The sequence below is a fragment of the Porcincola sp. LCP21S3_C12 genome (genome assembly GCF_052118625.1).
Taxonomy (GTDB): Bacteria; Bacillota; Clostridia; order Lachnospirales; family Lachnospiraceae; genus Porcincola.
Genome location: NZ_JBQKGW010000026.1, coordinates 1 through 20398, shown reverse-complemented (window position 1 = coordinate 20398; position 20398 = coordinate 1). Strand labels below are relative to the sequence as shown.

Annotated in this window: 22 protein-coding genes and 1 pseudogene; 21 read left to right on the top strand and 2 right to left on the bottom strand. The window is 49.7% G+C overall.

Annotated features, from left to right (window positions below):
- Positions 1 to 313 precede the first annotated feature (313 nt).
- The 16 genes and pseudogenes from ACTQ1N_RS11460 (at position 314) to ACTQ1N_RS11385 (ending at position 16041) form a co-directional block, all read left to right on the top strand.
- On the top strand, positions 314 to 580 hold the full coding sequence (locus ACTQ1N_RS11460; protein WP_441476287.1) for a hypothetical protein: 267 nt from the start codon (positions 314 to 316) through the stop codon (positions 578 to 580).
- A gap of 1435 nt (positions 581 to 2015) precedes the next feature.
- Complete coding sequence (locus tag ACTQ1N_RS11455) at positions 2016 to 2747, top strand: RNA polymerase sigma factor (protein ID WP_441476288.1); 732 nt, start codon at positions 2016 to 2018, stop codon at positions 2745 to 2747.
- Between the two features lie 155 nt (positions 2748 to 2902).
- The gene (locus ACTQ1N_RS11450; RefSeq protein WP_441476289.1) at positions 2903 to 3421 is read left to right on the top strand and encodes a DUF7768 domain-containing protein; all 519 of its coding nucleotides are present in this window, start codon (positions 2903 to 2905) and stop codon (positions 3419 to 3421) included.
- 25 nt (positions 3422 to 3446) lie between these two features.
- Complete coding sequence (locus ACTQ1N_RS11445) at positions 3447 to 3941, top strand: hypothetical protein (protein WP_441476290.1); 495 nt, start codon at positions 3447 to 3449, stop codon at positions 3939 to 3941.
- A gap of 21 nt (positions 3942 to 3962) precedes the next feature.
- The gene (locus ACTQ1N_RS11440; RefSeq protein WP_441476291.1) at positions 3963 to 5231 is read left to right on the top strand and encodes a DUF2800 domain-containing protein; all 1269 of its coding nucleotides are present in this window, start codon (positions 3963 to 3965) and stop codon (positions 5229 to 5231) included.
- A gap of 133 nt (positions 5232 to 5364) precedes the next feature.
- Positions 5365 to 5943 carry a DUF2815 family protein gene (locus ACTQ1N_RS11435; protein ID WP_441476292.1) on the top strand — a complete coding sequence of 193 codons (579 nt, stop codon included), beginning with the start codon at positions 5365 to 5367 and terminating at the stop codon, positions 5941 to 5943.
- Between the two features lie 101 nt (positions 5944 to 6044).
- Complete coding sequence (locus ACTQ1N_RS11430) at positions 6045 to 8030, top strand: DNA polymerase (RefSeq protein ID WP_441476293.1); 1986 nt, start codon at positions 6045 to 6047, stop codon at positions 8028 to 8030.
- A gap of 198 nt (positions 8031 to 8228) precedes the next feature.
- Positions 8229 to 8612 (top strand): hypothetical protein, encoded by a 384-nt coding sequence (locus tag ACTQ1N_RS11425; RefSeq protein ID WP_441476294.1) that lies wholly within the window; start codon positions 8229 to 8231, stop codon positions 8610 to 8612.
- On the top strand, positions 8599 to 8946 hold the full coding sequence (locus ACTQ1N_RS11420; RefSeq protein ID WP_441476295.1) for a hypothetical protein: 348 nt from the start codon (positions 8599 to 8601) through the stop codon (positions 8944 to 8946). Before ACTQ1N_RS11425 ends, ACTQ1N_RS11420 begins: the two co-directional genes overlap by 14 nt.
- Before the next feature lie 21 nt (positions 8947 to 8967).
- A complete protein-coding gene (locus ACTQ1N_RS11415) occupies positions 8968 to 9213 on the top strand; it encodes a high-potential iron-sulfur protein (RefSeq protein WP_441476296.1) in 246 nt (81 codons plus the stop codon).
- Positions 9210 to 9869, top strand: coding sequence for a VRR-NUC domain-containing protein (locus tag ACTQ1N_RS11410; protein ID WP_441476297.1), 660 nt, complete (start codon positions 9210 to 9212; stop codon positions 9867 to 9869). The genes ACTQ1N_RS11415 and ACTQ1N_RS11410 overlap by 4 nt, the downstream gene beginning before the upstream one ends.
- Positions 9866 to 11247, top strand: a pseudogene (locus ACTQ1N_RS11405) (SNF2-related protein). The gene ACTQ1N_RS11410 and the pseudogene ACTQ1N_RS11405 overlap by 4 nt, the downstream one beginning before the upstream one ends.
- Positions 11248 to 11305: 58 nt before the next feature.
- Positions 11306 to 12016, top strand: coding sequence for a hypothetical protein (locus tag ACTQ1N_RS11400; RefSeq protein WP_441956827.1), 711 nt, complete (start codon positions 11306 to 11308; stop codon positions 12014 to 12016).
- A gap of 160 nt (positions 12017 to 12176) precedes the next feature.
- Complete coding sequence (locus ACTQ1N_RS11395; RefSeq protein ID WP_441476299.1) at positions 12177 to 12668, top strand: hypothetical protein; 492 nt, start codon at positions 12177 to 12179, stop codon at positions 12666 to 12668.
- A 285-nt stretch (positions 12669 to 12953) separates the two neighbouring features.
- The gene (locus ACTQ1N_RS11390) at positions 12954 to 15323 is read left to right on the top strand and encodes a phage/plasmid primase, P4 family (protein WP_441476300.1); all 2370 of its coding nucleotides are present in this window, start codon (positions 12954 to 12956) and stop codon (positions 15321 to 15323) included.
- A gap of 358 nt (positions 15324 to 15681) precedes the next feature.
- A complete protein-coding gene (locus tag ACTQ1N_RS11385; RefSeq protein WP_441956826.1) occupies positions 15682 to 16041 on the top strand; it encodes an HNH endonuclease in 360 nt (119 codons plus the stop codon).
- Between the two features lie 4 nt (positions 16042 to 16045).
- Here ACTQ1N_RS11385 and ACTQ1N_RS11380 read toward each other — a convergent pair whose 3' ends face one another.
- A complete protein-coding gene (locus tag ACTQ1N_RS11380) occupies positions 16046 to 16360 on the bottom strand; it encodes a type II toxin-antitoxin system RelE/ParE family toxin (protein WP_441476302.1) in 315 nt (104 codons plus the stop codon).
- Entirely contained in the window at positions 16347 to 16613 is a 267-nt protein-coding gene (locus ACTQ1N_RS11375; protein WP_441476303.1) for a type II toxin-antitoxin system Phd/YefM family antitoxin, read from the bottom strand. Before ACTQ1N_RS11375 ends, ACTQ1N_RS11380 begins: the two co-directional genes overlap by 14 nt.
- A 522-nt stretch (positions 16614 to 17135) precedes the next feature.
- Between ACTQ1N_RS11375 and ACTQ1N_RS11370 the strand changes: the two genes are divergently transcribed.
- The 5 genes from ACTQ1N_RS11370 to ACTQ1N_RS11350 all read left to right on the top strand — a co-directional run bounded on the left by ACTQ1N_RS11370 (position 17136) and on the right by ACTQ1N_RS11350 (position 20237).
- On the top strand, positions 17136 to 18392 hold the full coding sequence (locus ACTQ1N_RS11370; RefSeq protein ID WP_441476304.1) for a site-specific DNA-methyltransferase: 1257 nt from the start codon (positions 17136 to 17138) through the stop codon (positions 18390 to 18392).
- Positions 18393 to 18515: 123 nt separating this feature from the next.
- A complete protein-coding gene (locus ACTQ1N_RS11365; RefSeq protein ID WP_441476305.1) occupies positions 18516 to 19271 on the top strand; it encodes a virulence protein in 756 nt (251 codons plus the stop codon).
- The gene (locus tag ACTQ1N_RS11360) at positions 19268 to 19492 is read left to right on the top strand and encodes a DUF4314 domain-containing protein (protein WP_441476306.1); all 225 of its coding nucleotides are present in this window, start codon (positions 19268 to 19270) and stop codon (positions 19490 to 19492) included. The genes ACTQ1N_RS11365 and ACTQ1N_RS11360 overlap by 4 nt, the downstream gene beginning before the upstream one ends.
- 1 nt (position 19493) lies before the next feature.
- Entirely contained in the window at positions 19494 to 19673 is a 180-nt protein-coding gene (locus ACTQ1N_RS11355) for a DUF5049 domain-containing protein (protein ID WP_441476307.1), read from the top strand.
- A 129-nt stretch (positions 19674 to 19802) separates the two neighbouring features.
- The gene (locus ACTQ1N_RS11350) at positions 19803 to 20237 is read left to right on the top strand and encodes a DUF7698 family protein (protein WP_441476308.1); all 435 of its coding nucleotides are present in this window, start codon (positions 19803 to 19805) and stop codon (positions 20235 to 20237) included.
- Positions 20238 to 20398: the final 161 nt, after the last annotated feature.

Sequence of the window (20398 nt, the reverse complement as noted above, 5' to 3'; positions counted from 1 at the left end):
ACGGCATAAAGCAATCCGATGTAAAATCCATCAGAATAATTTATGCTGTGCCTCTTTTTAATTTGATTGAATGTGGTATGGTTTAGGACCAGATAAAATGCGGGATAACACAAAAAAGAAGCAGCAGATTAGAAGTAACAGAGACGCAACAGCAACCAAAGTTTATCGTTCAGCAAGATTCGCTACCTTAGCAAAAAACGATGTGTGCAGATCTAATCAGAACAGATGCTGCGCATAAGAACCGTGCGGGATTGCAGCATTTTCAGTCTGACTTTCCCTTTTGGCTGAGAATGTCCATCTATGGAGGAAGCAGATGACATTCAAAGTAGGAGAAAAGGCGTACATTGTCGAAAATCATTCCTATGTGACGCCTGTCGTTATTCTTAGAAGTTATGGAGATTTTTATACCGTCGCTGCCGGCGGGGCAGGCATAAACTTAAGAGCCAGCCGGCTGTTCAAGACGAGAGAGGACGCGGAGAGAACATTACCGGGAAGAAAGAAAACTGTTGCCAGCAAGGCATATGGGAGCAGCGAAACCCCATACGACTACATGGACTATCACAGCCCTTACGGCTTATGAAGAAGGACGGTGGAATCGTATGGATGAGGGAGAGAGAACAATCGCAATCAAATGCCCCTGCTGTAGCCACAGGCTTTTTGACATGAGGACCGATACGCATGGAACAATTAAGATCAAGTGTCCTCGTTGCAAGACGGTTATGGCAGTCATGATGAAAAATAGAATAACGGTTGTACCGAGCAAATAGCCGCGCATAGGTGTGGACGAAATGTGTACCACGTGACCTGCAACATGCAGCGAGCAAAGCCGGACATGTAGTTTGATGATGGAAGGGTGAATATTACCCTTTGGTCACCGGACGCATGTCCGGCTTTTTTTTTGTGCTTTAAACGTCTCGGAGCTTGCTCGACATATCGGCTTCTACAGATTTGCATGCTTACATAAAGAATTTTAGGAGAAGATCACAAAATCAGTTCCCTTGTGTCCGTAAAAGGAAGGAGTGACTGTCCATGAAAAAACTTTAAAAAATCCGCACGTACAGAAATTTTCGCCCAAAAATCGACCATATACATATAGGAAATATAAGGAAAGACTGTTGGTCATCTGTCTGAATTCGAAGGCAGAGGGTTAACAATTACCGGCATCATTCGACTGGACATGAGGAGAGGCTCTTTATATCCGACATGACCGGGAGTTTGCCAGAGGCGGTTGATTTCTATGGCTCTTAGTAGAGGAAGTATTTCATCCCTCCGGCAGCTTTTACTGTACAGAGCCGGATTAATCCAGATGACAGCTGCATATCTTCATCAATCGGAAAATTTGATTTTCTATTTCCGATTTTGCTCTGAATGGTCCGTATATATGTGAGCGGTAACAGCACTGGTCAGTACAGCGAAGAACCTGTGCTGGAAAATGATAGTTTCATCAGAATCTATCATACTTACATAGAATGATGGAATCTCACCTGACGAAATCTCACCCGATGGAGATTTAGAACATTTTTTCAAAATATTTTTATTAAGGACCCGATAAAATGCCCTCTCAAATCTGTATAGGTGTGGGAACGAATATCAGCTGTTTCAAGTCCAGGTTGTTCTTTCCGGCTTGTAGTAGGAAAAACAATCCGGTCAAGAGGGTCAGAACTGTCCGCAATACGAGGAGGAAGAAGCAATGAAGAAAACGGCAAGACCACCGCCCATGTGGTTCACCACATTTATCACGGACACACTTTAAACCCTGTTGCAGGCATGCAGCAGACATAACAAAAACAGAATATCGGCCTAACAAGCGCAGTTGGCAGAGGATTCTCACAAACGGTACCAGAACCAAGGAAAGATTCCGGAAACCGTGGGGAGGAACCCTTTCCTTTTTGCGCTCATTTTTAGGCCTGTAGAAATGGATTCCCTTCTCGGATCACCGTCTGTGAAAGATCGAAGCACCACTCCTTTGCCAATGCGTCTGGGCCATCAGGCCAGAACGGCAAAGGAGATTTTTTATGGTTTCAGTATCGATTTCTATCCATCAGGCGGCAGTACAGACAGCAGCACAGAAAGAGAACACAAACAAGAAGATCAACCAGGCATCGGCATCGATCAGCATCGACATTACGTTGGATGACCTCCTTAAGGCGATCGGCAAGGTGACAAAGCTTGAGAAGACACCGACGGTAAAGATGCTGCGCGAGAATGTCCCGGTCATGGTGAACACGGAAGACTGCGTCGCGTACAAGAACGGCTACGCTTCTTACGACAATGGATCCGGCAGAACTGTTGTGTTCCTTCCGGACTGCAGGGAACACACCTATTACTTTACTCCTCTTAGGGAGAACGAGAAGCAATATCAGAAGCAGAACAACACGGAGAATGCCTTCGGAGCACTTCCCTGGTATTTTGCTGTGATCACGCAGGGCGGTTTTCAGATTGAAGAAAATTCCATGAACCGGAAGGGCGACCGCAAGGGAACAAAGGCGGAGGAAGAAAAAGAGGATGTGGCTTCTTCCTATACGTCGTATCGTTTCCCGAATCCGGAGGAGGAATATATCCGGATGGAGAGCATCGAGGAGGAGCTTTCCAAGCTCACAAGCCAGCAGAGGAAGATCTATCTTCTTTATCATCTGTTTGGATACAAGCAGACGGAAATCGCGGATATTCTGGAGATTTCAAGGGATTCCGTCAAGACACACCTTAAGAGAGCCGAATCCAAGATCAACCGAAAAAATATTTTTTAAATTTTTTGAGAGCCTGTCCCCATTTCGGGTCCTCCCACGACTGTAAGTGTAGGGATCAATCCTATAGCACCTTGGAAGGGAGGACTTGGAATGGATACCTCATAGACATGGATATAGAAAACCGCAGTTCAGCATACACAAGAAAGGATAAGGAAATGAAAAAGAAGACCACAAGTATCCCACACATTTACATCTGTTCAAAGATTCATCCGGATGCAGCGGATCCAGATGAGGCAAGAGTAGAACTTGAGAACAATCTTAAACGTGCCAAGGCTGCCTGCAAGGTCGTTACAGCTCTTGGAGGGGTTCCCATCTGCAGCGCGGTATTCTGCACGCAGTTTCTGAATGAAAATGATCCGGCAGATCGAGCAATCGGATTGATGATCGGAAGAGAGCTTTTAAGAGATGCCGATGAGCTTTGGATTTTCTCAAGGGAGATTTCTGACGGCATGATGGCAGAAATCCGGATCGCCTGCAAGATGGGAATTCCGATCCGCTCTATGGGGGAACCGGACGAAACAGAGGGGATGGACGATCTGGAAGTTACAGATGGTTCGGACAATATCGATGATTCAGATGATGGAGATCTTGAGGCACAGATCAACTTTACTGCCTGCGAAGGAAAGAAATGGCTGAAGCTGATGGAGCTTTTGTCGGATATCGTTGCAGATTGACGAGCATGGGAAAGGAGAGGGCCATATGACAAGTTACAGGATTTTTGTTGAAGCGGAGACCTTCAATGAAGGGTTAAAGGAGACGTTCCGAGGGATTGCAAACATCTTTGATGCTCTGGGCGTGGAGAGAGCCTCCGATGCGTTAAGCCAGATGTCAGAGAAAATTGACAGAGAAAAGCCTGCATCCACGGAAGAGACTGCATCCACGAAAGAGACAGAAAAGTCTGCTCCGGTGTCTATCCCAAAAGAGGCAGTAAAACCCGATCCGGTTGACACACCAGACGATACGGAAAAACCTGCTAACGCGCCTGCTCCGAAAGAAGCAGAGCCGGGTAGTGTGCCTTCTAAGAAGAAGGTCACGATTGAGGATATCACGAAGGTGATCGTCACCAAGATCCGTATGGACCGCAGGAACAACCAGAAGATCGAGGGGCTTCTGCAAAAGTACGGAGTGGCAAGGGTAAGCAAGCTCTCAGAGAATCAGATGTCGGACTTTCTTGCAGATGTCTCGGCGATCTGACATACAGGAAAGGAGAAAGAAATGCCAGATGTACATGCGCTTTTGAGCGCGAGTTCCTCACACCGGTGGCTGAACTGTCCGCCATCGGTAAGGCTGGAGCAGAACTTCCCGGATACCACCTCAGTCTTTGCGGAAGAGGGAACCTTCTGCCACAGCTTAGGGGAAATGAAGATCCGCCACTATCTGCACGAGCCGTGCAAGAGGCCTCAGAGTGAGGAGTTTGACACCGAGGAGATCGAGCAGATCTCAGATACCTATGCACAGTTCGTCATTGAAAAGACAGAGGAGTTCCGGAAGAACAGCGCTCCGCTTCTTATGGTAGAGGAACGGGTCGATTACAGTTTTGTAGCGCCCGGAGGTTTTGGTACTTCGGATGCGGTCATCATTGGCAAGGATCCGGACGGAAGCGGCGTACTTCATATCTGCGATCTGAAGACCGGAAAAGGGGTCTTTGTGGAGGTGCACGACAACTCACAGCTTAAGCTCTATGCCCTCGGTGCGCTTCATGCCTACGAGGATCTGTTCGATATCGACAAGGTCCGGATGAGCATTGTTCAGCCGCGCCTTGACAACATCGCAACGGATGAGATGACAGCGGAGGATCTCAAGGCATGGGGCGAATCGATAAAGCCCATCGCCAAGCTTGCCTATGAGGGCAAAGGAAAGCAGAAACCCGGAGACTGGTGCCGGTTCTGCCGGGCGAAAGCCTCCTGCAAAGCCTGTGCAGATGAAGCTATGGGTCTTGTCCGCGATGAGTTCCTGGATCTGGATGCAAAAGATCCTGCCGTTGAGACAGGTGGCGAAGAAGGAAAGAGCGCCACGATCTTAAAGAGCGTGCCGACCATGAATAGCGCTCCGGTCTTAAAGAGTGCTCCCGTCTTTAAGGAACCAGCGCTTCTTTCCAAAAGCCAGATTGAATCGCTTCTTCCTTCTCTGAACCGGATCTCAAACTGGATCGAGAGCGTGTTTGCTTATGTATCCAGCGAGGCAATCAACCACAACGAGCACTGGGAGGGCTACAAGGTCGTCGAAGGACGATCGAGGAGGCAGTTTACCAATGAGAAGGATGTGGTCGATGCTGCTGCCAAAGCCGGATACACCGATCTTTATAAGAAACAGCTGATGACGCTGACGGAGATTGAAAAGCTCATGGGAAAGAAGAAGTTTGCCGACATTCTGGGCGACTTTGTGGTGAAACCGCCGGGAAAGCTCTCCCTTGTTGAGGACTCGGATCCGAGACCGGCAGTGGATCCTTCTGCTGCAGAGGATGACTTTATTCCGTTCTGCTGATGAAGCAAGGACTTTTATTGATAATGAGAAGCTTTATTAACAAATAACTGAAAACTTTTAGAAATTTTATCGATGTGGTTACTATTGTTCCCTGCCCTTTCGGGCGGGGCATTTTTATAAGGAGATTTGACTTATGGCTAAGAAGTTTAGCGCAACTAGGGTTGTTGTACGCTGCAAAATCAGTTTTGCAAATATCTGGGAGCCGAAGAGCATCAATGGTTCTGATCCGAAGTATTCCGTATCCTGTGTGATTCCGAAATCGGATACCGAGAGTATTGAGAAGATCAAAAGGGCCATCGCGGCTGCCAAGGAGGATGGGAAGGTCCGCAAGTGGGCCGGGAAGATTCCTGCCAATCTGAAGGAGCCGCTTCGCGATGGTGATATTGACCGCCCGGATGATGAGGGGTACGCGAACAGCTATTTCATCAATGCCAATTCGAAAGATGCACCGCAGATCGTGGACCGTCAGGTGAATCCGATTATGGATCCGATGGAAGTCTACTCCGGATGTATCTGCAACGTGAGTATCAACTTTTATCCGTTCAATGCAAACGGAAACCGTGGAGTCGCTGCAGGCCTTGGCAACATTCAGAAGGTCGAGGATGGTGAGCGTCTTTCCGGGAGAGCTTCGGCCAGTGCGGATTTTGAGGTAATGGGCGATGGCGAAGACGATGTCGAAGGCGGAGATGATGTCCTTCCGGATTACATCTGATGCGATCCGACGTCCGTGATCCGACAGCGCGTTATCAACCAATGAGTGTGATGGTAGGAGGGGCAAAAAGAGCTCCTCCTTTTTTGAAAGGAACGAGATAGATGGAAGAAACAAAAGAAACACAGGAGACACATCATAAGATCTTAGGAATCGATTTGGAGACCTATTCCTCCGTCGATCTTGGAAAGTGCGGTCTTTACAAATACGTGGAGTCGGATGATTTTGAGATCCTGCTCTTTGCCTATGCCTTTGATGACGACGAGGTGCAGGTGGTGGATATGGCGTCCGGAGAAGAGGTGCCGGAGGAGGTTTTGAACGCCATTGAGGATCCATCCATTATTAAGGCCGCATGGAACGCGGCTTTTGAGAGGAGGTGTCTTGGAAAGCTGCTGGGGCATGTCTTATCCCCGGACTGCTGGAGATGTTCGATGGTGCATGCGGCAGAACTTTCGCTTCCACTATCTCTTAAGAACGCGGCAATGGTGCTGAAGACCGGAGAGCAGAAGGAACGCGCCGGGGAAGCTCTAATCCGGAAGTTCTCGGTTCCGAGAAAGCCGACCAAGACGAATCCATCCACAAGGTGGTATCCAAAGGACGACCCGGAAGCATGGGAGATGTTCAAGTCCTACTGCAAGCAGGACGTCCGGACAGAACGGGATATCCGCAAGTATCTGGAGCGGTTTCCGCTTCCAGACTTTGAGTGGGACTTCTACCACATGGATCAGCGCATCAATGATCTGGGCGTTCGGATCGACCAGGAGTTGGTGGAGAAGGCGATCGAGTGTGATCTGGCCTTGTCCGAGGCCATGACCGATAAAGCTTATCAGCTAACGGGTCTTTCGAATCCGAACTCTGTCTCTCAGCTAAAGTCGTGGCTCATGGAGCGAGGAATCGAGGCTCCCTCTCTTGGAAAGAAAGAGGTACAGAAGCTGATCGGGGATCTGGATAAAAACGGATGCGATGAAGAGGCCCTTGATGTCTTAAAGCTCCGCCTCCGGATGGCAAAATCATCGGTCAAGAAATACCAGGCAGCCGATCGGTGTGTCACCAAGGACGGAAGAGCACACGGGCTTTTTCAATTTTACGGAGCCAACCGAACCGGACGATGGGCAGGGCGCATCCTGCAATTACAAAATCTCAGAAGAAACGACATCAGCACTTTGAACGAAGCCAGAGACCTGATCAAGATGGGTGCCTTTGACATGGTCGAGTCGATCTATGACAACACTCCGGAGATCTTGTCGCAGCTCATCCGGACCATGCTGATTCCGGCAGATGGGTGCGGTTTTGTGGTTGCTGATTTTTCTGCGATTGAGGCGAGAGTTCTTGCCTGGGAAGCCGGTGAGGAGTTTACGCTTAAGGCTTTCCGGGAGGGCAAAGATTTGTACTGTGCCGTTGCCTCTGCCATGTTCCATGTTCCGGTCGTCAAGCATGGCATCAATGGAGAACTCCGGCAGAAAGGAAAGATAGCGACGCTGGCCTGTGGATACCAGGGCGGTGTCGGGGCCTTGAAGGCGATGGGCGCTCTCGATATGGGCCTTAAGGAATCCGAACTTCCGGATATCATCACGAACTGGCGAAATGCCAATCCCCATGTGGTGCAGTACTGGTGGGACGTGGAGCAGGCTGCGATTGATACGGTCACGGACTATATCCCGAGGAGAGTCGGGAAGATCAAGTTCATCTGCCGGGATCATACGCTGTGGATTCGTCTTCCGTCCGGAAGAAAGCTGGCTTATCGGAATCCGAAACTTTTGCGGAATCAGTACGGCAGGCTTTCTCTTTCTTTTGAGGGAATCGGGCTCAATAACCACTGGCAGAGACAGGAAACCTATGGAGGCAAGATAGTCGAGAACTGCACCCAGGCGATCGCCAGGGACATCCTTGCCGAGGCCATGCTCCGGATGCAGAAAGCAGGACTTCGCATTGTCGGTCATGTGCATGATGAGGCGATCGTTGAGGTCCCGAAAGACACCTGGACAGTGGAGGAAGTCAGTGATCTGATGTCGAAGAATCCACCCTGGTGCCCGGACATTCCCTTAAAGGCTGCTGGCTATGCGGCGCCAGACTTCTATTTCAAGGATTAACAGATTTGTATGTGAGATAAAACGGTTCGCATTTAACACAAGACGAGGTTACAGGCTGTGGGTTTCCGCGGCCTTTTTTGTATGCAGGAAATCGAGAGTTAAGAAATCGCGAGTAATGCGTGGGATCGCGAGAAATGGCTATAGGCCACGAGGAACTGCAAGAACTAACAAGAAAGAAATGGAGGAAGAGAGAAAGAGATGATTAGAACGATGCTCGGGACCGTTCCGATGTCGAAGATGCCAGTCTGCACAAGGCATCCGGACTGCCATGCATATCACTATGGGCATTGTACCGCACTGTACGATACGAATTTCGGTAATAAAGACTGTCCGTTCTACAGAAACGCCCTTCTTAATCAAAAGGAACAGGAGGACTGTTTTCAGAAGCTTATAGACTCCGGCAGGACGGATCTCATCAAGCTCTATCTTAAGACGCTGATAGAACTTGGAATCGTCGATGCGGCAGATTGTGGCATGGAAGACGACGAAATGGCACTTCTTGATTTTGAAGAAACCTGCCGCAGGGAGCTTATAACAGAAACACAGATGGAGGATGGAGGGTGGAACGATGAAGAAGAATAAGACGGTGACCGTTTTCTCTACATCGGATTCTGAAAAAGGAAGCCCCACAGGGATCTATGAGAATTACCAGCAGCTGGCGCTTGCCGTTGTCGGGCAGGCCTACAAGGACTATGAGGCGACATTACGGAAACTCTATCGGCATCCTAGAGGAAAAGAGAAGGTTGCGCTGCTCTTGGATAAAAGGGAACTCGATACCTTTTTTCACTCAGCATGGTTTGAGATGCTGACAGACCTGGATGGGGACTACTTACTCCGTGGAGTGAAAGAGAAAGCCATGGGCAAGGAGAAGGAACGGATTCGCAGAGAGATTCGGAAAAAACTTCGAGGGTGGTAATCAAAGAGGGAGGTGATCAGCATGGACGAGAGAACACCGTATTTTGAAAGACGGAATCGGGAGATGGACTTGGAACAGGAAACGGATACCTATGACCAGAGCTGCGATAGCTGCCGCTTTTATCAGTATGACGATGAAAAGAACCACTTCTTCTGCGGCAATGTGGCATCAGAAGCATACAGAAAGATTCCTAGAGGGCATTGGTGCTGGGCGTGGAAGAAGCAGACCAAAGCGCAGAGGAGATGGAATCAGGAGGAGAACCTATGAAAAATATGAACCAGAAAAAGAAAAACAAGCGGGAGGACGAGGGAAATGCTCGGAGATCTGAGCCGATGCGGGAATCCGTTATAGAGCACGCCTTTGTCCGTGCCGTTTTAGATGCAGGCGGGATGGCTTACAAGCTGAACTCGCAGACAGCTAATGGGTTGCCAGACCGGATGGTTTTGTTCTTTCCCGGGAAGTGCGTCTTTGTGGAGCTCAAGGCGCCAAAGAAAATGCTCCGTCCCCTGCAGAAGAAGCGAAGACTCGAGCTGGAGAGTCTTGGTTTTCCGGTTCTTTGTATCAACTCGTTGACGCAGATCCGGCCAGTGATCCGGGCCATTCTGAGCTGGACACCGGGACAGAGGTTTCCGGAGGGCATCGGAGCTTCGATCCCGGAGATGAAGCGCTACTATGTGCCGAAGTTCTCGGATATGAGTTCCGCTGATATCACGCGTATCACGACATTGGATCCAAAAGACTTTGAGGAGACAAACCTGGAGAACCAAGAGAAAGCGGATCCGGAGAACCAAGAGAAAACGGATCCGAGAGGCGTGGAGCAGACAGACCTTGAGGAGATAGACCCGTGGAACGATGAGATGAATTCGAATGACGGTGAGAGGGTAGATCCGATAGACCTTGAGAAGGGAGGTGATGCCGAATGAAGTTCATACCACACAAGTATCAGAGCCATGCTGTCCGGTTTATTGAAGAACACAAGGAAGCTGCACTGTTCTTGGATATGGGCTTGGGCTGAGCAAGACGGTGATCACACTGACCGCGATCCGTGATCTGCTTTTGGATAGTCTGGAAGTGACAAAGGTTCTGGTCATCGCGCCTCTGCGCGTTGCAAGGGACACCTGGCCTGCTGAGATCCGGAAATGGGATCATCTTAAAGATCTCACGTATTCCGTTGTCGTTGGAGATACGAAGACCCGTCTTGCGGCGGTCTCGGTACCTGCCATGATCTACATCATCAACCGGGAAAACGTGCAGTGGCTGGCGGAGTATTACGAGAAGAACGGACGTCATTTCGATTTTGACATGATCGTGATCGACGAGCTCTCCTCATTTAAGAACCATAACTCGAAACGGTTTCGCTATCTTCGAAAGATGCGTCCCTATGCCAAGCGGATGGTGGGATTGACCGGAACGCCGACTTCGAATGGGCTTATGGATCTGTGGGCGGAGATCGGCATCCTGGATGGAGGCAAACGGCTGGGACGTTTTATCGGAAGGTATCGGGAGGCCTACTTTAAAGCCGGGGCTATGAATCCTGCTACCGGGATCGTGTTCAGCTATGTCCCGAGGGATGGCGCAGAGGAGCTGATCTATCAGAAGATCTCGGATATGACCATTTCCATGAAGGCGCTCGACTATCTGGATATGCCGAAGTGTATCTATACCCGTCATGAAGTGGAGATGAACGCAAAGGAGCAAAAACTTTATGACACCATGAAGAAAGATCTGATCCTTCCGCTGGATGACGGGAACATTGATGCAGCCAATGCAGCGGCGCTTTCAGGAAAGTTACTGCAGATGGCAAACGGTGCCGTCTATGATGATGATGGAAATACCCGTGTGATCCACAATAGGAAGCTCGATGCACTGGATGATCTGATCGAGTCTGCCAATGGGCAAAATGTGCTCATTGCCTTCTGGTTTAAGCATGACAGGGATCGGATCCTGCAGCATCTGAGGGCGGAGGGAATGGAACCAAGAGAAATCCGCGATTCCAAAGATATCGAAGATTGGAACAAGGGCTGCATACAAGTGGCGCTTATCCATCCGGCATCTGCAGGACATGGCCTGAACATCCAGGAAGGCGGACACATCCTAATTTGGGTTGGGCTTACATGGAGCCTTGAGCTATATCAACAAATGATCGGTCGCCTCTGGAGACAGGGACAGAAGGAGGTTGTGACGGTCCACCACATCATCTGTAAGGGAACTGTCGATGAGGACGTCATGCGCGCGCTGGAGCATAAGGACGTTACACAGGAGAAGTTGATTGCTGCCGTAAAGGCAAGACTCAAGAAATGAAGCAAAGGAGGAGACGGCAGTGTTTTGTTCTACAAAGGTGAAGGAAAAGGGTTCGCATTTGACACAAAATGTACCGCAACCTGATGGACAAAAAGCAGGAAAGGCGATTGGACAAGCTGCGTCACCGGCAGATGAACAAGCTGCGTCACCGGCAGATGGACAAGCTGTAGCTCAGGCTGCAGAAAAGGATGAGAACATCAATGCCAGCCTGGACTATTACAGAGCAGCGGCATATCTTGCTAAGAACTATTCTGCTCTGCTTTCTCGAAAAGAAGAACTGGAGCAGCTGGCGGCGCTGGGACCCGTTACCATCACAAAAGAGGATGCCATTGCAGAGCTCAGTACGATCGGTGGGATCCGCTATGACACAGAACACGTGCAGTCCTCTTCCCTGAGTAATGCTCCGGAGCGGATTGCGCTGCTTCTTGATCACGGATATGTAGAGAGCCGGAACCATGAATTCTCTTTGATGTATGACCGTGAGGTGCGCGAACTTGCCTTTGTGAACTGGATGCTTTCGGTGATTCAGACGTCGATGAAGGAACGTATGGACTCCTTGGAAAGGGGTGTGTTTCTCAGATATTTTGGAAAACATCTGTCCCTTCGACAGATCCAGAGTTTAAGGAAAAGGCATATCAGCAGGAGGAGCATTGCATCGGCAAAAGACAGGTCGGTTGGACGAATCCGTGCAGAGCTGATGGCAAGGTCGGGATTGATGGAAGAACAGGATTACCTTCGGCAGCTGATGCTTGATGCCGGAGCGTCTTAATGATGCCGGAGCGTATTGATGCTTGAAGCTAGAGCGTCTGGCTGATGTCAGAGCATTGGGTGATGTCAGAGCGTTGGACCTTGTTCAGAGCTTCTGGACATTGTTCAGAGGTACATCAGACGTCGGATCTGCAGACAGAGAAAGGAGATACTTGAACAACATGAGCAGAAAAAAGTTAGAGCCGGTTTCAGCTAAGGTCCGGGCTGTCATCCGGAAGGAGACGCGTCGGTATTCGTACCTGGGGCTGCAGGACCTGTGCCGCGTTGTGGAGCGTTATCGACCTACGCTTTTGATTCAGGCAGGAGTCGATCAGAGCTTATATGACACGGATGGTACGGTTATCTACAATGAAAGTATCGTGTCCTGTTTTACCGAGGAAGACCGTTTCCTGATTGAGGACTATGTTCTTGGCAAGATGATGTTGTATTTCCTTCCGCAGAGTATTGCATCCATGCCTTCAGAAACGATGAAAGAGGTGGCAGAGGATACGCTGCTGCGGCGAATCAGTTGTAAGGACTATGCGGCAGAGCATCACGTATCGGTTCGTGCAGTTCAGAAGGAAAAACGGCGTGTTCTTGATTATATGGTTCGTTTTTGCTTTCAAAACGGGACAGTGAAAAGTGCTATCCTTAAAGTAGCGAATCGAAAGTAACCGGACAGGAAAATGGGCAGGAATACGGACAGGTAAGCGGACAGTCAACCGGACAGGTAATCGGATAGAAATACGGACAGGCAAATGGACAGGTAAACGGTGGGAACCGTGCCTGTCTTTTTTTGTGCTGAAAATCTGCTTGCATCCAAGGATCCGGCTAAACGCAAGTGAGGGAGACTTACAGCAAAAGCATCAACAAAGAGGATCACAACAATGTCAACAACGGCGATTTACAAGAAGTGGTGATTCACAGCAAGTGGTGATTACAACGAGGGAGGTTTTTAGATGCAGTTTGATTTATACGTTTCCAGAAAAAGACAGAACCGGATGAACTGTTCTTATCCGGATAAGGTGACGATTCATTCTCCGGAGGAGCTTCAGAAGGCGATGAAGTACGATTTTGTATGCGCTAGGTACAAGAACAATTACCGGAAGAACGATAACTTTCTTTCTACGGATATCGGCTTCTGGGATTGTGACAACAGCGGTGAGGATGACCCGTCGTCTTGGGTGACACCAGAAAAAGTGGCGGAGATTTTCAAGAATGTGTCATTTGTCATCATGCCGAGCCGACACCACATGCTTCCGAAAAAGAATGAGTCAGCGCGTCCCCGGTTCCACATGATCGCAATGATCCATCCTGTGGCATCGTATGAGGATTACCGGAATCTTAAGGCAGAAGTCCAGAAGCGCTTTCCGTTCTTTGACCAGGGCGCTGTGGATGCGGCGCGCTTTGTCTACGGATGCGATTGCGATCTCTCTGACATCATCTGGAATGAAGGCACGATGACCATGGATGAGTTTTTGCTTCATCAAAGAGAACCGAGGGGAGAGGTATTTTCTATCATCCCAGAGGGCAGACGCAACGCCACCCTCAGCCGGTTTGCCGGACGTGTGGTCAAGAGGTTCGGATGCGACGAGGCTGCCCATCAGGTGTTTCTTTCTGAGGCTGATAAATGTGAACCGCCGCTTCCGGATAGCGAGCTCTCGATGATCTGGCACTCAGCCTGCAGTTTTGGCAAGAAGATAGCCGCCCAACCGGGTTACGTCTCACCGGAGGAGTACAACGGATCTGAGTTTGAAAACCTGGATGTCCGGCACCAGGATGGTAACAGCACAGGCATGGACACAGGAAAGGATACCATGCCCGCGCACGGGATTGCCAAGATTGGTTCCTTGCGGCCATCCGACTACACTGATATCGGCCAGGCCAAGGCACTCGCAGCAGAATATGGCAATGAGCTTCGCTTCAACCCGTCCACAGACTTTCTCCGATATGACGGTGCATGCTGGCAGGAGTCGAAAGAGCTGGCACTGGGCGCGACGATTGAGTTTACGGATCTGCAACTGGCAGATGCATCCATGCTGGTGTTTCAGAGGAAGAACGAACTTTTAAACTCCGGGATCGACATCGATACAATGAAGGAGACTCAGAAGAAGAAAAAGAAGAATCCGAACGCAGACACTGGTGTGAGTGATGAACAGATGAAGCTGTTCATCGATTACGAAGATGCAGTCAGCTATGAGTCGTTTGTCATGGGGCGCAGGAACTGGAAATACGTCAAAGCAGCCATGGATACCAGTAAAGCCCTTCTTCCAATCGATCTGAAAAACCTGGATCAGAATGAGTACCTTTTGAACACACCGGAGGCGACCTACGATCTCCGGTTTGGCGTTCAGGGAAAACTTGACCACAATCCGCAGGACTATATCACAAAGATGACCGAGGTGGATCCGGGCGATCAGGGATCAGAACTCTGGCTGGATACGCTGAATAAGATCTTTCTTGGGGACAAGGATCTCATCGATTATGTTCAGCAGGTGGTTGGACTTGCTGCCATCGGAAAAGTGTACCAGGAAGCGCTCATCATTGCCTATGGTGGAGGTCGGAATGGTAAGTCTACTTTCTGGAACACGATCAGCCATGTGCTTGGAACATATGCAGGCAGACTGTCTGCGGATACTCTGACGGTTGGATGCCGTAGAAATGTGAAGCCGGAGCTGGCCGAGACCTTTGGTAAGCGGCTCATCATTGCCGCCGAGCTTGAGGAAGGAACGAGACTCAACACATCCATCGTCAAGCAGATCTGTAGTACGGATGATGTGTTTGCGGAGAAGAAGTACAAGGATCCGTTCTTCTTTACCCCGACGCACACTGTCATCCTTTATACCAACCATCTGCCAAGAGTTGGCGCTACCGATGACGGTACCTGGAGAAGACTGATTGTCATTCCGTTTAAGGCGAAGTTTGAGAAGGAGAACGATACCAAGAACTTTGCCTCGGTTCTGTTTGACCAGGCAGGCCCGGCGATTTTGAAGTGGATCATGGAAGGGGCAAAGATCGTCATAGAAAAGGACCATAAGATTGAGGAACCGAAGGTGGTCAAGGATGCGATTGCCGAGTACCGGGAGCAGAATAACTGGATGCAGCAGTTTCTGATGGATTGCTGCGAGGTGGAAGACGATCCAACGGTTGAGGTGAAATCCGGAGAACTTTATCAGACCTACAGGGAGTACTGTATCAGAATGGGTGAATTCTGCCGGAGCACGACGGACTTTTATTCCGAGCTGGAGCATAGTGGCTTTATGAAGCACAGGACGAATAAAGGCGTATTTGTTCGTGGCCTTCGTCTGAAGGTAGAAGAATTCCAGTAAAGTAATAAAGGGGATTCGTTGTTTTGCATGGGAGTGTGTAGGTCGTGGAGGTCTCTTACTAAACTTCCTTATAGGGATTTTTTCAATAAAAAAGCCTATAGAGAAGTTATATAGGAGACGTTCACGACCTACACACATCATCATGATGCGGTTCGATATTTTTTAATGATGGATCCGTAGCGCTGAACAGGAAAATAAAAGGTTCGTTTTTGCCTCAAAAACGGGACAGTCAGGTGTGCTATTATTATAATAAGCCGAAAGGCAAAGGAAGATCGCACGATGTATATGAAGCATCTGTTGTAGAAATACAGCAGGTGCTTTTTTGATAAGAATCGTATGAAGTGAAGGAGGTGGAGTGATGCCGATGAAACCAAAAGTACCCTGCAGGCACCTCGGCTGTGCAGAACTGGTAGAGGCCGGACAGAAGTACTGTGAGAAACACAAGAGGATGCATCCGGAAGAAATACGGTCTGCTGCGGCACGAGGATACAACAGCCGATGGAGACGGGAGAGCAAGAAGTTCTTGCAGCTTCATCCACTCTGCGAGGAGTGCCTGCGACATGGCATCGCTACTCCCGCGACGGTTGTAGATCACATCGTTCCACATCGAGGAGACCTGAAGCTCTTCTGGGACAGATCGAACTGGCAGGCACTGTGCAAGAAGTGCCACGACAGGAAGACCGGAAGAGAGGACAGCCACCCGGTTTACCATTATTAAGCGATCAATCGTTGAGTAGTTTATCCAGATCTCTCTTGGAATACAGAACGCGGCGTACCTCCATGGTGTCATTGATGACAACATAGAATACAGAAAAGTTTCTGACGTTGATTCTGTAATACGGATGCGGTCGTTTCTTGGATGAGCGAAACGGCGCAAACGACAACGGTGCCTCAAGACGTTTGTTTATTGCTGATTCGATGTCACCGACCAGACGATCTGCAGCGCTGGGGTTCTGAAGATCTGTTGTGATGTAATCCACAATCTCATTCAGATCTTCTTCAAAAAGGGGAAGAAATGACAGCTTATACTTTTTCACGGATGCGGCTCCTTACTCTGCTAAAGACTTCTTCTTCGGAGTACCGCTTGTCAGATTTCGCGGCTGCTTCATCGGCTTCGTCAAGCTTACGCTCTGTGTCGTCAGTTAGCGCGGAGTACTGGTCGATGCTTAACAGGACCATGGTGCCATAACCGTTCTTTGTGAGAAAGATGGGCTCATTAGATTCCATGACGGTTTCTTCAAGTTCAGGGAACTTGTTTCTGAGGTCAGATACGGGACGAATGTTAATCATAATAATTCCTCCTTTACTATCAGCATAATATCATAATATTATCATGATTACAAGAAGAAAGCGGGGCGGGGGAGATATAAATCTCTCGGCTGAAACCAGCTGGAGACCGGCGCTCCCTCTTGCGTTGATTTCCGCGAAATTGATACCCCGGGGTCAGACGGCCGCCGGACGGGTCCCGGAAAGGTACATTTCACGTGCAATATCCGCATAGAATGCGGATTTGTTTGAAAAATTGATAACATTTACAGGCAGTGTTGGGGCAAGATCCGCCACTGCTTTTTTCATGCCCAGAAGTCCTTTGTTTCCAAGGCCTCGGGCATTTTTGCGGACAGGAGAACAGTATGGAAGACATCGAAAGAAAGCAGGATCTTTCCCTGTTCCTCGAGTCCTGTGCGAAGCGGTTCTGTCCGGAGTGTGGGAAGCCGATCGAAGTGAATCGGCGAGGCAGGCCCAGGTGCTTCTGCAGTAACCGCTGCCGCTGGGCATTCAACAAGAGGATGGAACGGGAAAGGAGAAGAGAACGTGAAGACAGCAACGTTAAAAACAATACCAGTGAAGGATCTGAAACCGGCAGCCTACAACCCGAGAAAGAAACTGAAGCCGGGCGATAAAGAATACGAGAAGATCAAGAACTCCATTCAGGAGTTTGGCTTTGCGGATCCTTTGGTTGTGAATGCCGATATGACGATCATCGGAGGACATCAGCGTTTGACGGTAGCAAAGGATCTCGGTTATACAGAAGTTCCCTGTGCAGTCGTCGACATCGATAAAACCAGAGAGAAGGCGTTAAACATCGCGCTCAACAAGATCACCGGTGCGTGGGATGAAAACCTACTTGCCGATCTTCTCCACGATCTTGAGGCGAGCGACTTCAACACGGCGCTCACCGGCTTCGAGCCTCCGGAGATGGAGCAGCTCTTCAATAAGGTGTGCGATAAAGAGGTGGAAGAAGATAGCTTTGATGTGGATGAGGAACTCAAGAAGCCGACCATGAGTAAGCCCGGCGATATGTGGTTTCTTGGAAAGCACAAAGTCTTCTGTGGGGATTCCACCAATGAAGAGAACTATGTTGCTTTGATGGATGGTCAGAAGGCAAATCTGGTACTGACCGATCCTCCGTATAACGTAGACGTCGAAGAAACAGCAGGGAAGATCCTGAATGACAACATGGCCGACGAGGACTTCTACAAGTTCCTGCTTGCTGCCTATACCTGCATGCATGACAACCTCGCCGATGACGGTTCCATCTACGTATTCCATGCAGATACGGAGGGACTGAACTTCCGCAGGGCATTTGCGGATGCAGGCTTCTATCTTTCCGGCTGCTGCATCTGGAAAAAGAACGCACTGGTCCTGGGACGCTCTCCCTACCAGTGGCAGCATGAGCCATGCCTGTTTGGCTGGAAGAAGGGCGGGAGGCATGAGTGGTACTCGGACCGGAAGCAGACCACCATCTGGGAGTACGATCGTCCGAAAGCCTCAAAGGATCATCCGACGATGAAGCCGGTGCAACTGATGGCGTATCCAATCCGGAACTCCTCGATGACAAACGGAATCGTTCTGGATCCCTTCCTTGGATCCGGCTCCACCCTGATTGCCTGTGAGCAGACCGACCGGATTTGTCGAGGCATTGAGCTGGATCCTAAGTTTGTGGATGTCATCGTAAAGCGCTACGTCGAACAGGTCGGAAACTCCGATGATGCGTATGTACTTCGTGACGGCCAGAAGCTCACGTTCGATGAAGCGATTGCGGCGATGCCGAAGGAGGAGAGCGCATAAGCAGGTATACACATCCGCCAAAAGCTCTGCCCGATCTTTGTTCATAATTCCTGCCAGTATGAGTTGCTATTCCGGTGCTCCTGAGTGATGTATGTACTACCAAAAGAAAAGGAGGCACATGCCATGAAAGCAAACTACAACCTGACAGGAACTAAGAGAAAAGAGCTGGTGCATGCGATCGAGGAGATCACCGGAGATAAAGCACAGTACATGCGGATGCCGACCTGCGCCTACGAGATCGGAGACATCACGGTTGACAAGGACGGCGGGGTAAGCTGCAGCGATGAGGAGAAGATGCAGATGGTGATGAAAGCATTGAACGAGAAGGGATTCACCGCGGAGGGTGAGCAGGAAGATGGCAAAGCAGAACAACCTGAGCAGGAAAGTACCACCGATCAGGAAGCCACCACAGAGCAGGAACCCTCCACCGAGGAAGAGAAGGAGTCTTCCAACCTGGACAAGAACGAGCCGGCGCTGACGATCAGCCTTCCGCTTGCATCCGCAAACGTCGGAACGCTTATGAACCTGATCAGCGCGAAGGAGAGCCTCATCAAGAAGGCGCTCGGGATCACCAACACCCGGATCAACATCACGGATGAGAAGATCGAGTTCCCCTGGTTCGACCGGGAACTGACGCCGGAAGAGACAAACGCCTACCTGCTTTTTCTCACCCAGCTTTGTAAGCTCTCGAAGGAGCTGAAGCACGCAAGCAGCAAGCCGGTAGAGACCGACAATGAAAAGTACGCCTTCCGCACCTGGCTCCTTCGGATGGGCTTCATTGGACCGGACTTTAAGAAAGCACGGAAGATCCTATTGAAGAACCTCTCCGGAAGCTCCGCCTTCCGAAACGGCGCTCCAACAAAGGAGGTGGAAGCATGAAGCTAATCAGACCAGAGGAGTTTGAAGAGCTCCGCAAGATCTATCCGAACGGCACCCGTGTGGAGCTTCTTCAGATGGATGATATCCAGGCACCGCCAATCGGCACAAAAGGAACCGTCTATGGTGTCGATGACACGGGATCCTTGCTTGTCCACTGGGATAACGGTTCAGGACTAAGTGTGATCTATGGCGAGGACATCGTGCGGAAGGTGGTGGACTGATATGGATGAGAAGATCAGGAAACAGATTATTGCGATTCGAGACAGCGGCCTTACGAACATGTTCGACCTGCCCTACGTGCAGCGCCTCGCCTTCGACCGGAACTACTACGATCTGGTGCTCTTTATTGAGGAGCACCGGGACGAATACGTCCGCTTTATTCTCCATGGAGATGTCAGATAAGCACAGGATTTTCGGTACATATTTGTGCAGGTTATGAGGCTTATTTCCTTGCTATAGTTCGCCTGCAGAGTGATATATGTACATGCCAAAGGAAAAGGCAAACAAGCACAAAGCAAGGAGGACAAAGCCATGACGAACATTTTTGAAGAAACCTACAACACCATCGCAGAAGCAAAGAAAGCCTACAAGGCAGCCACCACCGCAGAGGAGAGGGACACCGCAAGGGATACGGCGAAGGCAGCTGAGGATCGGATCATTGAGATGGGCGACATCGCCTGCAAGATCTGGAGGGCTTACGAGAAATCAAGAGACAACGAGAACGAGATCCTCGACTTCGACGACATCATCTGGGACCGGGATGTGGAAGCCCTCACCGCCTGCATGAAGGAGAACGGCATCAAGGCCTTCACCTACTCTTGCCGGGCAACCGATGCGGTCGAGACGCTTTGGCTTTTTAAAGAGGCAGGCTGCACGATCGGCGAGATGGTTGAGGTCAACCTCCGGAAGGACTTTTTCGGCAAAGGCTATGAGAAGGGCCACGCCTTCAGGATGACCCTGGACTAAAGAACCAAGGGAGGAAGCCCCGCAAAAGGGGCCTCTTCCTCGTACAAAATCTGTTGTCCGGCAAATTAAATGATGTCCCATCCGGCAGATTATTTCGCGCCGATTTTGGATTTCTACAGATGTGTCAGTCACTTTAAAAGTAACTGTTTCTGCGAATTGTT